10 protein-coding genes are annotated in these 12,498 nt (G+C 38.4%); 1 reads left to right on the forward strand and 9 read right to left on the reverse strand.

Features of this window, described 5'->3' with window-relative positions:
- Positions 1 to 79: 79 nt before the first annotated feature.
- Positions 80 to 1,260, reverse strand: a protein-coding gene (locus ACTRWE_RS15225; RefSeq protein WP_290191860.1) for an IS3 family transposase whose coding sequence is annotated in 2 segments (ribosomal slippage) — positions 80 to 1,002 and positions 1,002 to 1,260 — 1,182 coding nt in all. Because the reading frame shifts where the segments join, the coding sequence is not laid out codon by codon here.
- Positions 1,261 to 1,432: 172 nt separating this feature from the next.
- Here ACTRWE_RS15225 and ACTRWE_RS15230 point away from each other — a divergent pair.
- On the forward strand, positions 1,433 to 1,804 hold the full coding sequence (locus ACTRWE_RS15230) for a GxxExxY protein (protein WP_138570616.1): 372 nt from the start codon (positions 1,433 to 1,435) through the stop codon (positions 1,802 to 1,804).
- A gap of 821 nt (positions 1,805 to 2,625) precedes the next feature.
- Here ACTRWE_RS15230 and ACTRWE_RS15235 read toward each other — a convergent pair.
- The 8 genes from ACTRWE_RS15235 to ACTRWE_RS15270 all read right to left on the reverse strand — a co-directional run bounded on the left by ACTRWE_RS15235 (position 2,626) and on the right by ACTRWE_RS15270 (position 12,333).
- The gene (locus ACTRWE_RS15235; RefSeq protein ID WP_462880265.1) at positions 2,626 to 3,339 is read right to left on the reverse strand and encodes a VpsP family polysaccharide biosynthesis protein; all 714 of its coding nucleotides are present in this window, start codon (positions 3,337 to 3,339) and stop codon (positions 2,626 to 2,628) included.
- A complete protein-coding gene (locus tag ACTRWE_RS15240; RefSeq protein WP_462880266.1) occupies positions 3,332 to 4,060 on the reverse strand; it encodes a tyrosine-protein phosphatase in 729 nt (242 codons plus the stop codon). Before ACTRWE_RS15240 ends, ACTRWE_RS15235 begins: the two co-directional genes overlap by 8 nt.
- 11 nt (positions 4,061 to 4,071) lie before the next feature.
- Complete coding sequence (locus ACTRWE_RS15245; protein WP_462880267.1) at positions 4,072 to 6,279, reverse strand: GumC family protein; 2,208 nt, start codon at positions 6,277 to 6,279, stop codon at positions 4,072 to 4,074.
- Between the two features lie 24 nt (positions 6,280 to 6,303).
- Positions 6,304 to 6,825 (reverse strand): polysaccharide biosynthesis/export family protein, encoded by a 522-nt coding sequence (locus ACTRWE_RS15250; protein WP_462880268.1) that lies wholly within the window; start codon positions 6,823 to 6,825, stop codon positions 6,304 to 6,306.
- A complete protein-coding gene (locus ACTRWE_RS15255; protein ID WP_462880269.1) occupies positions 6,822 to 8,036 on the reverse strand; it encodes an outer membrane beta-barrel protein in 1,215 nt (404 codons plus the stop codon). The genes ACTRWE_RS15250 and ACTRWE_RS15255 overlap by 4 nt, the downstream gene beginning before the upstream one ends.
- Positions 8,020 to 9,423, reverse strand: coding sequence for an undecaprenyl-phosphate glucose phosphotransferase (locus ACTRWE_RS15260; RefSeq protein ID WP_462880270.1), 1,404 nt, complete (start codon positions 9,421 to 9,423; stop codon positions 8,020 to 8,022). The genes ACTRWE_RS15255 and ACTRWE_RS15260 overlap by 17 nt, the downstream gene beginning before the upstream one ends.
- 190 nt (positions 9,424 to 9,613) lie before the next feature.
- Entirely contained in the window at positions 9,614 to 10,012 is a 399-nt protein-coding gene (locus ACTRWE_RS15265) for a 3-phosphoshikimate 1-carboxyvinyltransferase (RefSeq protein WP_462880271.1), read from the reverse strand.
- A 110-nt stretch (positions 10,013 to 10,122) separates the two neighbouring features.
- Positions 10,123 to 12,333 carry a choice-of-anchor A family protein gene (locus ACTRWE_RS15270; RefSeq protein ID WP_462880272.1) on the reverse strand — a complete coding sequence of 737 codons (2,211 nt, stop codon included), beginning with the start codon at positions 12,331 to 12,333 and terminating at the stop codon, positions 10,123 to 10,125.
- Positions 12,334 to 12,498: the final 165 nt, after the last annotated feature.

The following is a 12,498-nucleotide window of genomic DNA, read 5'->3' on the forward strand; positions in this document are numbered from 1 at the left end:
CGGGTTACGAGCTGTATCCCTAACATCTTTTTGGCCTTCTCATTTGTTCCTCATTCCCTTCTCTTAGTTTCTGTAGTGGTCAACTAATTTTGGCCACAGTTTTAGAATCTTGATATCTAATCTCAGATTCATTCGGCGCTAAACCAGCATTATAATGATGTGGTCTAACATTATTGTAATATCCGTTGATATAATCACTCACACTATATTTAGCGTCTCTAAAGTTTTCATATCCAACTTTTGGCATCCATTCCGTCTTAAAGCTTCTAAAAAATCGTTCCATTGGCGCATTATCCCAACAATTTCCGCGCCTACTCATACTTTGTTTGATTTTATAGCGCCATAAACGTTGGCGATATTTCAAACTTGTATAATGACTACCTTGGTCTGAATGAAACATCAGTCCTGACGGTTTCCCTCTGCTTTCATACGCGAGTTCAAGCGCTTTTAATGTTAAATTAGTATCTGGTGACAATGACATCGCCCAACCAACTACTTTGCGTGCAAATAAATCAATAACGACGGCTAAATAGGCCCAGCGATTGCCTGTCCAAATATACGTCACATCACCGCACCATACGGTATCTGGCTCAACAACATCAAACTGTCTATCTAGCAGGTTTGGGATTTCAAGATGCTCATTACCACCCCTTTTATATTGATGCTGTGGTACTTGGCAGCTCTCTAGTTTTAGTTTAATCATGAGCTTAGCGGCGCGATAACGGCTTAATTCAAAACCGTTATTCGTTGCTATTGCCGCGATTGTCCGCGCCCCAGCTGAGCCGCCGCTCATTGCATGTATTGCTTTAACTTCAGCCTCTAGCCTTACTTGCTCTGGCGTCGGCGTTGTATCCCGTATAGCCCAATATTTATAGCTGCTCCGATGCACATTGAATACGTTACACAGCACGCTAATTGGGTAACGCTCTCGTTGATTTAGTTTCTCAATTAACGAGAATTGTTCAGGGAGTCGGACATCAAGAGAGCGGTAGCCTTTTTTAATATATCCTTTTCTAATTCAATGCGTTGAATTTGCTTTTTAAGTTCACGAATTTCAATTTGTTCGGGTGTCATTGGTGAGGCGGTGGGTGTCTGGCCATTCCGCTCTTGCTTTAATTGAGTTACCCACTTACTTACAGTTGATTTACCCACCCCCATAGCCTTGGCTGCATCTTCTTGTGTATAACCTTGGTCCACCACAAGCTGAGCCGTTTCTAATTTGATTGCCGCAGAGTATGTTGCGCGTTTTAATTTCGTCATTTTTTCACCCAAATTTGTATGCTTATTAGCATAACATTTCTTTCTTAATGGGTGGCCAAAATCACTGTACCACTACAGGATAAATTACTTTACTAAACTATAATCAGTCTAAATCAATACAAGCAGAAATAAAAAATCTAATTCTTAAAGTTACCATTGAATAAGGATAATCATGCACATTGACGAGTTAACACAAATAGTTATTGGCTGCGCTATAGAGGTACACAAAACCTTAGGCCCTGGCTTATTGGAGTCAAGCTATGAATCTTGTTTAATGTATGAGTTATGTCAGGCTGGGTTATTTATTAAAAATCAAGTTGAACTACCAATAATTTACAAGGAACAATATATTGCAACAGGCTATAAATTGGACATTTTATTACCAAATGAATTAATAATTGAACTGAAGGCCGTTGATAAACTACAACCTATTCACTCAGCGCAGTTGATTACATATATGAAGCTATCAAATATAAATACGGGCTTACTAATTAATTTTAATACACTAAAGTTGGTTGATGGTATCAAGCGCTTTAATTTATGATTTTTCAATCAACTTGATAGTTAATATTCTCTTAAGTGAAGATGCACAAAGAGGATTAAGAGGCGCTGCGCTTTTAGAGGTAGTGACAAAATAATTATTCAATTGGATTAGGGCTTTGGTTTCTCATTTACTACTCATTCCCTTCTCTCATTGCAATTAAATCTAAGTAAATCATACACAAAGAGGGCTAAGAGACGCTGCGCTTTTAGAGGTAGCGACAAAATAATTAGTACTTAACCTGAACTCTGGTTAAGAGATTTACTAACATATTGAATCAAAAAAATATTTGTGCTTATTTTTCTCTAGCTAGAGATTTTTAGTGAAAACAAGGCGAAATTACGCGTCAATAGCTCGCCTATTGCAAATAAATTCAACGCAGTTAGCGCTGAAAATAGCTGCTTGAGATGGATTTATTATCCGGAGTTCAGGTTACTTAGGTTAATGGCTTTGGTTTCTCATTTACTTCTCATTCGCTTCTCTCAGTGCAATTAAATCTAAGCAAATCATGAGCAAGGAGGATTAAGAAACGCTGCGCTTTTAGAGATAGTGACAAATACAGAATATTTTAATTAATAACTAGACCTAGTCGTTAGTGTTTTCTCATTTACTTCTCATTCGCTTCTCTCAGTGCAATTTGGTCTTGGTGAATTATTTAAAAAAAAGAAGTTATAGACACTTAGCATTTAGAAGATAAAAATAGAAGCTGCGCTTCTTACGCAAGCAAGCTATGCGTCTACAAGCAACCCTAAGATCTGAGACCTTAGCACGCACCTCGCAGCCCATATCTCGTAGCTCGAAGCCCGTAACCCGTGGCTTGCATTTTAACCACAGTATTTATTAAACATCCAACTGTTTCTAATAGCCTCATAATGAGAACCAAATTGCAGCGATAAACACACTATTGGCAAACGATTCATTTGCTCAGCCATACTAAAAATTTTATTAAATTTATAACCATATTTAGAGGCTAATTTAAGCTCGTTCACATAAAGGGCTTTGTAGGTGGGTGGTAGTTCACTCCAGTGCATTAACGCAATTTGAATAATACCTAAATGAATATCTAACTTATACGGGCCAACTTTTTTGGCTTGTTGAATATAATTGTATACCCGCTCTGTTGGCCCCTCTTGATAACTTACAACCTGCGCCAAACTCATCCACGTTTGCGCCCAAGTTTCTCTAAGCTCAACCGACTTTAATAACGCCTGCTCAGCTTGTTGATATGTTTGCTTAACTTTATCTGATTGCTCACTTGATGTGGTATCAACACCACTGAGGCTTAGTAATTTTATATGGGCTAAAAAATGCCAATAATGAGGATGCTCGGGATCCAAATTCGTAGCTAACGTAATCGCATTTTCTGCAGCTTGAAGCGATGAACCAGATAAAGCACCATCCGACTCTTGCACAATATTAAGTGCATGAAAGTACCATGCATTAGCGCGCATACTTTGCATGCTGCTATATGCAATTACAAGCACTATTAGAGCTAAAATAACAGCAGGCACTACCTTGACCATGTTTAATTTAGTCATTAAATAAGCTCTCGGTTAATTGCAGCGGGTTAGTTACAAAAAGTGCTGTTGCCTGCTCTTCACCTATTAACTGCGCTACTGTTTTTCTAGCTTGGCTTAAAATAGGCGGTCGGCGCTTTACTGAATGCGCATCAGAGGCAACATAGTTCACAAAACCATCTTTTAACATTTGCAACGATATTGCTTGAGCGCTTTCGCCCCACTCCCCTTCAATACTCGATGCTGTTAATTGAAAGTCGCAACCTAATTGGTTTAAGTGTTGAATATAATAAAGATTAGACTGAATATCGCGATTACGCTCAGGGTGGGGAATAATAACGCGTATATTTTGTTTAGCGAGCCACTGAATAAACTTATCGTAACCTTGCGGCATGTGTGAATGCGGTAACTCTAATAGCAACACGTTTTTGTCTGCTATTTTACCAATAAAAGGCAGTTTATTAGCCATCACCATTGCCATAAGCTCTATGTCTAAACGTACTTCAGCAGCGGCCGCTAATTTAACATTAATGCCTTCTTTATGCGCCTCTAACTTTAAACTTTCTAAATCGTTTTGTATTTGGTTAGTCGCATTGTTAAAGCGACCCATATGTATATGTGGCGTTGCCACCATATGAGTAATGCCGTCGTTTTCAGCCAATTTTAAAAGCGCTAAAGATTCAGTTAAATCTTTAGCGCCATCATCAATACCCGGCAAAATATGCGTATGAATATCAATCATAAATTACTTAATTACGCTTGTGGCTTTTCAGGTTGCTGTGAGTAATCGTAATAATCATAGTAGCCATGACTATGCTCATCTTTAGACTTACTCATATCTACCTTGTTAAGTACCACACCAGCAACATGGGCTTTTACTTCAAATAAACGCTCAAGGCCAGCTGTAATTGGTTTAATACGGGTTATGTCTGACTTAACAACATAAACAACCGAGTCAACACTTTGCGCAATTACTAATGCATCACTTACCGCTTGTGTGGGCGGTGTATCCACAATAATATGATCGTACTGCGCTTTTAACTCGCCAAGTAATTCGGCAAAACGTGGGTTTGATAAAAGCTCAAGTGGATTAGACGGTATTTGCCCGCTTGGCATAATTGCTACACCCGATTGAGTATCAAGGTGCACACAATCAGCTAATTGATCTGTACCAATCATTAAATTACTTAAACCTGGGTGAAATACCGGTATATCAAAACGTTTAGCTAATGTTGGTTTACGTAAATCGGCATCAATCAGTAATACCTTGCCCATTTGTGCCAACGACATCGCTAAATTGGCAGAGGTGGTGGTTTTACCTTCTCCTGGGGCAGTAGAGGTAACCGCAATAACCTGATGCGCTCTGTCAAGGTGAGTGAGCAATAAACTAGTTCGGAAGGTACGTACCGACTCAGCAAAGCGGCGGTATGTATCCTCCAAATAAGCATGAATCGGAAAAAAGCTCTTTTTAGGAACAGCAACGTGAGGCAATAATCCTAACATGCGCTGTGCGAGTTTATTTTCGACGTCATTTTTATTTTTAACTGTGTCGTTTAAGGCATCAAAAACAAAAGTCATTACCACTGCAAAACCAAAACTGGCTACAAAGGCTAAAATAACAATTAACTTTTTGTTAGGCTTGCTCGGTTCATTTGGTGCAAAAGCACGGTCAGTAAAGCGTGCAGCTGCAGAGCTAAAGTCACTGGTTACTTCCGTTTCTTTAGAGCGAGATAAAAAGGTATTAAAAATATTACGATTTGTCTCAACTTCACGCTTTAACTGATTATATTGTGTTTCTTTGCGGGTAATATCTTGATATTCAGCACGAATTTTAGCTAAATCGCGCTCAAGTGCATTCACTGTTCGTGTAGTTCTGTTAAGCTCTTTTTCTATACCGGTAATTAAACCTTTAATTTGCTTATTAAGGTTAGTTTTTACGGTTGCAAGCTCAGCTTTAGCTGAGATCATTTTAGGATGTTTAGGGCCGTAAACCTCACTAAGCTCACTGACTTTACGCTCAACGAGTACCACCTCGCGTTTAACATCTTGTACTACACGGTGTGAAGTAATCTCAGGCATACTGCCCAATAGCTCTATGTTGTCGTTACCATATTCGTTAATTACACGGTTAATGCTTTCAAGGTTATTTTTAGTCGCACGCGCATCTACTAGCTGTTTTGAGGTTTGCTCAAGCTCTTGGGTAACCAGCCCTGCTATACCTTCTATATCAACCAGTTTTTGTGCTTCTCGATAGGCTTGTAAACGCACTTCAGAGCTATCTAGTTGTATACGTAATTCAGATAAACGCGTATTTAACCAGCTTGATGCCTGCTGAGTAATACCCATTTTAGCGCGCATTTGGCTTTCTATGTAAACTTCGCCTACCGTATTAGCCACTAACGCAGCCAACTTCGGATCGCTCGACTCAAAACTTACACGCACTAATTGCGTTTTCATTATAGGAGAGACACTCAAACGCGATTTGAATGCAGCAAGCAAACCTAACATTTCTCGCTCTGCTTGTTCTTCTTCGCTAAGGGCTGAGCTTTCTTTTTTATTTAAAAAAGGTAACAGCTGCTTAACCATGCCTTTTAACTCACCTGTAAGTGAAGGTTTAGCAATAAAGTCGGTATGCTCTTTTAGGTTGAGTTTAGTAATTACCTCACGAGCAATACTGTTTGACTTAATCACTTCAAATTGAGTTAAGTAATATTCTTTTTTAGTAGAATCTAAGCCATAAATTTCATCAAAGCTGACCGCTTTGGTTTGCTCCGACTCAATCAATAAAGTTGCTGTGGCTACATACTTAGGCACTAAGGTTAACGCAACCATTACAGTGAGTAATGTCACTACAATAGCAAAACCTAAAATTTTCCATTTACTTTGCTTAATAATATTAAGATAAGCACCTAAATCAATAACGTCCTCGTTGTTGCTAGGTTTTTCAGAGTGTGTATTCATTTTTTAATTACTGCCTTAAACTGCTTAAAACAAGCGCTGTTCTATTTTTATGGTGTCACCCGCTGCAATTTGGCTATTTAAACTACCTTTTTGTTGCTGCTGTTTGGTTTGCTCTTTAAAAATAAATATTTTATCAACTGAGGCGCGCTCGGTTAACCCACCGGCTAATGCTATTGCTTGATTTACTGTCATAGCAGGCTGGTAAGGGTAAGCACCTGGCTCTTTAACTTCACCATGTATATAAAAAGGTCGGTATTCTATAACTTGCGCATACACATTAGGGTTAACTAAATAATCTGGCTGTAAACCTTCGCTTATTGTTTGCTCAACTTGCGAAACACTTAAACCAACTAGTTTAACCTTACCTAAAAATGGGTAGTTTATCTCACCGCTATTACCAAGCAATGAAGTTACATCTAAATCGGGCTGGCCAAATACTTTTATTTCTATTTTGTCGCCCGCACCTAAAATGTAGTTTTGCGAATCGTTCGCAAAACTACAAAAGCTCAGTAACAACATTAAGCCTATTAAAATTTTAACCTTCATTCATTTCCCTTTAATGCAAATGTAAAGTTAAGGCCAACAATTACGCGGTCAAATTCAATATTAGTTTGAGTTGAGTTACGGTCAATAAATTCAACATAGCCTGTTACCATACCAAAATTACTGGCTAAATAATTTAAGCCTAAGCGGGCATTTTTAACTTTATCTTTACGGTTAAAATTACCAGAGTACTGTTGGTCAACGTAATTAGCACTTACTACCGAGCTTAAGTATTCGCTCCAATCATGCTGCCACGTTGCACCGTAAACACTCTCGCGAATGTAATCGCCTTGCACTAAGGGATCTTTGGCTGCACGGCTAGTAACCAATTGAAGTGATGAATAAGAAAGCGGCTTCCAAACAGCAGCAGCTTCCCAACTTAAACCACTAAAGTTATCGCGCAGGTTCGACTCAAAATCTTTATTTTGGTAACCCACTTTAAAAGAACCAGAAGTAACGGCTGTGGCTTCCCACTCCATACCCAGCAACACTTTAACATCGTCTGAGTCACGGGTTATACCGTTTGAATCAATTACATCGTATTGGTAATTTTCTTGCTTAACTTCTAAAAAAGCACGCGTACCGGCTTGGGTATTATAATAACCTGTAATACCTAGCATAGGCTTGTCGTAATCACGAAACTGCGATATGGCCGTAAAATTTTGATAATTTTTGTTATAATAACCTGCTGTTAAAGCAACCATTGCTTTAGAGCTAATAGCGCCGTACTCATAGCGAGCTGTTAGGTTTTGTTGCTGGTAATGAACGAGCTCATCAACAACATTACCTTGACCTTCGGTTAAACCCGCACCACGTGGCTCGTACAACCAGTCGGCATCACCAGTAACATCTAGGCGGTGTTGGCTAGTAAACTCTTTGTGCACACCCGCACCCACATTTACTTGGGTAAAGTTATCGGTGGTGTCTTTATTATGAAACGACGTGCTTGATGCAATATCAAACTTATAGCTATCAGGGCCATCTTCAATTAAGGCATTTAAACTCGGCGCTATGTTCCATATTAAACGTGACTGAGTGGCCGAAGGAGTCATAAAAAAGTTGTCGTTGCTGCTCACGCCTAGTTGTAATGTAGGTGTAACTTCAGCGCCGTCCTTAGTCATTACACTGCCAGGTTGTAATTCTGCTGCTAATGCAGGTGCACTTAAGCCTAACGCAACAAGTAAAGTGGTAATTGTATTAGTACGCATTTTCACTTTTAAATCCCTTAAAAATTGTCATAAAAATTATTTTTACATCAAACCATAAAGACCAATGTTTAATGTAATGTAGGTCGTATTCAACTCGCTTAGCCATTTTATCGAGGGTGTCAGTTTCGCCGCGCCAGCCGTTAATTTGTGCCCAACCCGTAATACCCGGTTTGGTTTTATGCCTAAACATGTAAAATTCTACTTTTTTTCGGTACTCTTCGTTATGCGCAACCGCATGGGGCCGAGGGCCAACAATAGACATATCGCCTTTTAAAACATTTATAAACTGCGGCAGTTCGTCAAGGCTAGTACGGCGTAAAAAGCCACCTAGTGGGGTAATGCGGGCATCATTTTTGGTTGCCTGAGTCACCACATCGCTGTTTTCGGTTACCGTCATCGAGCGAAACTTCCAGACTTTTATTTTTTGCCCATCTAAGCCATAGCGATCTTGCTTAAATATTATGGGCCCTTTAGATGTCAGCTTGATTGCGGCAGCAATCGTTAATAATACAGGAGTGATTAAAGCAACAATAAAGGTGGAAACCACTATATCTTCTGTTCGCTTTATAAATTCGTGAGTACCAATACATGGTGCTTCAAACACGCTTAGTGTATCCACAGCACCTACATGTTCAATGCGAGCGTGTATCAAGTTCGACAATAAAAAGTCTGGTACTATATGCACGTCAACGGTGGTATCGCCTAACTGTAATAAAATATCAGCTATTCGTTTTTGCGCTTTCATAGGGAGTGCAATGTAAAGTATGTCTATTTCGCCATTACGCGCTGCATCCACTGCACTTTGAATGCGCCCTTCAACACCCTGCTGTTCAAGTTGTTCAAACAAACGTTCAGGGCTTCTGTCGTCGTAAAAGCCTTTAAAATTGAATCCTAGCTCATCGTGCTTAACTATTTCAGCATGTAAATAAGCAGCAGACTCTGTAGCACCAATAATAGCCACATTGCGTTGCGACAGCCCTAATTTACGGCGGCTACGTTTATACAAATAAACACCTAAACGCCAAATATATAAATACGAAACACTAAGCATGAACCAAATAGCTATTCCTACGCGAGAGAGCGATTCGGTAAATTTAAAAATAAAAGAAACAACCAGCAAAAACGCAAAGGCAATTAAAACACTGCCCCATGCACACAATACCATTGTTCTAAATTTACCTGCACGCCAAGAGCGATAAGTAGAAAATAGCTCGGCACTATACAAATAGCTAAGTGCAACGGTTAGTGCAGATACAACATAGATAGGGGTGAGTTTAAAGTTATAAACTAAAGCAGCGCACTGAAAGGCTAAAAACAACGCAAATATATCAAATAATCGGTAAAAATTGGCATCAGAGGAACCAGAAGGTTTAAAAGTCCTTGGAGATGTCATTTTGCTTAATTCCTTGTAGCTAATTCTTATTGGGTTAACCCCACATATTCCACGGGGGGATAATATAGTATTAGCCATTTTTGTTCAATTACAGTTCACGACAAAAGTACTAATTTTTATGGCAATAAACATTTAAATGCTATCAACGTTTATTGCAACATTTTTATAAACTTAAATATAAAAGCTATCTTTAGCTAAACAAGCCTTTAAACCAACTCCAAACCCCAAACGAATACCCTTCAAAAATATCAATTCCCAATGCCGACTTAATTAAATATAAAACTAGTAATGTAAATAAAATAATAAAAGTAACCCCAATGCTTAAAATAAATGCCTGAGTAAACCTTGCGATTTTTTGCTCTTTTGCGCTTAATTCACGCCTATTTCGCCCTGCTAAAAATACGTAATAATAACGGTATTTAAAAAGCTTAACTACGCCTCTAAAGTCAACAGCATGGTTACCCCACTGCCTAGCACCAATGGCTATTTTTAAATGCGTTAACTGTTCATCGGTAAAGGTCGTTTGAATGTTTTTAGGCATTCGCTCTAGCAAGCTTCTAATAGCGGGATCATTCTGTAAGTTTGACAAAAAAGCCTCAAATAAAGCGTGAATAATAAATTTTCAGTTATTTTAAACAACTACCCAATAATAAAAAGCCAATTATAAATAATTGGCTTTTTATTGGCTAAAAGTACTTTTTATTTAAGCGTACTAGAGCGATAAGTATTATTATTTAACCAACTTGGTAATTCTACAGTTGGTACTGTACCATTTTGATTAATATTTGTTTGGTGATACGAGTGTTGGTTCCAAATGCGGGTTGCATTTTTCCAAGGCTTGCTGTTATCAGCAGCACCATAAACTGTAACACCATTATTAATGCTATAACGACTATCGTAATTGTTAGAAACAGTAATCAGCTCGGCATTATTATCGCCAGCTAAGTCAACCACAATTGGGTACTCCCACAAAGAACCAGTTGAGTTATTAACTAGCGATAGCACTTCACCATTAACGCCATTTAAAACTCTAACGGTTAAGTTGTCCTGTACGATTACTTCATCAATACCATCACCGTTAAAATCATAAGCACTAATACCTAATTTACCACTCCATTCATCACTATTAGGAACAGACCATACCAGCTGGCCATATTCATCATACATAGTCACTGAAGAATAACCTGCATGTACGATTCCAATACTGTTAGCGCCTAAAAAGTTCGATATTGCCTGAGCGCCACCACCTGGAGATGAAGCAGTATCAACTTCCCATTTAACGTTACCGTCTTCTTCAAGTGCCACAATGCGGCTTGTAGTTGATGTTGGTCCTGACGGCATAGATAAAATAATTTCAGGCTTTTGATCGTTGTCTATATCAGCTATAGAGGAGAACCATACGTCACTCTCTCCTGTATATGACCAAAGATTAGCGCCATTACTATCTAACAATTGACCTCTACTTAAAATTTCCTGAACATCATCATTATTTGAATCAAAAATTGTATATGTTGGTGACCAATTAACATTATATAATGAGCCAGTTTCATAATTATAAACAGCATCACCAAGAGTAAACTCTAAAGAACCATCATTGTTGATATCAGCAATAGCAATATTACTGGCAGTTTTCCAGCCAGAATTAACTTTAGCTATTTGTTTTATTGTCACACCATTATTATCTATAACAGATACAAAATCTTCAAACCTACTTGAAGCAACAATTTCAACTATACCATCATTGTTTAAATCTGCTGCGGCAACTGAGTATGACGCATCAGCCATAATAGCCCCTTGAGAATAATCCCAAAGTTCACTGCCATCAATACCACTTAAGGCTCTCACCACCCCATTATTAAAACTACCTTTTCTAAAGCTAACCACCACAACATCAGCAATATCATTATTATCAATAACACTATCGCCATTATCGTCATTTAGCTGTACAACAACTGGCGTTGCCATTACTTGGTTGTATTCAGGCATAAAGTTGCTTGAATTCCAATGCCACTTTTGTGTCATTTCAAACGGAGCTATAGGTTGGGCTTTAGATGGTAGTTCGCCATTAAATTCGCCACCTAGTAATGCCATTGAGCCATAAAAACTTTGGCCAATAATTGGCATTTTTGCTGTACCATAAACACCTCTAATATCAGCATATGGGGCTAATACAACACCTTCCCAGCGGTTACCTTTAATGTCTAGCTTTTGGGCATTAGTAAAGTTAAATACTGTTTTAGTTGCATGGGCACGTAACCATGCAAAGCTTTTACCTTTAACAACTACGTTATCATCACCTGTAATATTAAAAATTACAGTCGCATCGCTTGGTATTCCCCACACTTTAAAAGTATGCGCTTTTGCAAATTGGCGAGCATCTAAATTAAATACTTGTGTATTAGAACTGCCATCACCTTGTAAGTAAAGCCCGCCCCATTTGCTTTGTACTGTTCCTGTAGCATCAAGCTTACCTAACTCAGCGCTTAAATCTTTGTAATATTGTTCTTGCTCATCAAAATTAAATGGTAATGCCGATTGTTCTTGATTAGATAAAATTTCAGAGCCTCGCTCCATACCCCAACGTACAGCCCAGTTAACATCTGTACCACCAGTAGCAATGATGCTACCTACGTATTGGCGACCATATTTAAAGTCGATGCTTGAATCACTAATTAGGTAATATTCGCTTGGGTTTGACGGGCGCCTGTAGCCTACACTGTAACCTTTAAGGTCTATTTCACCGGCGGCTATTGCGCCGTCAGCACGGCCAAAATTTGATTTAAAATCGTTAAAAACAAAAGCAGAAAAATCATTGGCTACACCTAGGTCAGCAGCCAGAGTTGATGAGCTGGCTAAAGTAAGTGCAATTACAGCACTTAATTTCTTAAATTTAAGTAAAGAGTTTGTCATTTTATCCCTCAAAAAATGAAAGTGCTGAGTAGGCACCAATTAATATTATTAATTTAACAAAACAACAGCTTTGTTAATTTTGTCTGAGCATTATATATACAAACAACTTAAAAAGGAACAAAAACACTACGAAAGTACCAATTTATATAGTAAAAATTAAGAGGT

Source organism: Pseudoalteromonas sp. G5_S1_54_S4 (assembly GCF_054968565.1).

Excerpts from the sequence above, each read along its gene's own strand:
- ACTRWE_RS15245 (WP_462880267.1), bottom strand. The coding sequence starts at position 6,279 with ATGAATACACACTCTGAAAAACCTAGCAACAACGAGGACGTTATTGAT.
- ACTRWE_RS15240 (WP_462880266.1), bottom strand. The coding sequence starts at position 4,060 with ATGATTGATATTCATACGCATATTTTGCCGGGTATTGATGATGGCGCT.
- ACTRWE_RS15260 (WP_462880270.1), bottom strand. The coding sequence starts at position 9,423 with ATGACATCTCCAAGGACTTTTAAACCTTCTGGTTCCTCTGATGCCAAT.
- ACTRWE_RS15250 (WP_462880268.1), bottom strand. The coding sequence starts at position 6,825 with ATGAAGGTTAAAATTTTAATAGGCTTAATGTTGTTACTGAGCTTTTGT.
- ACTRWE_RS15230 (WP_138570616.1), top strand. The coding sequence starts at position 1,433 with ATGCACATTGACGAGTTAACACAAATAGTTATTGGCTGCGCTATAGAG.
- ACTRWE_RS15235 (WP_462880265.1), bottom strand. The coding sequence starts at position 3,339 with ATGACTAAATTAAACATGGTCAAGGTAGTGCCTGCTGTTATTTTAGCT.
- ACTRWE_RS15270 (WP_462880272.1), bottom strand. The coding sequence starts at position 12,333 with ATGACAAACTCTTTACTTAAATTTAAGAAATTAAGTGCTGTAATTGCA.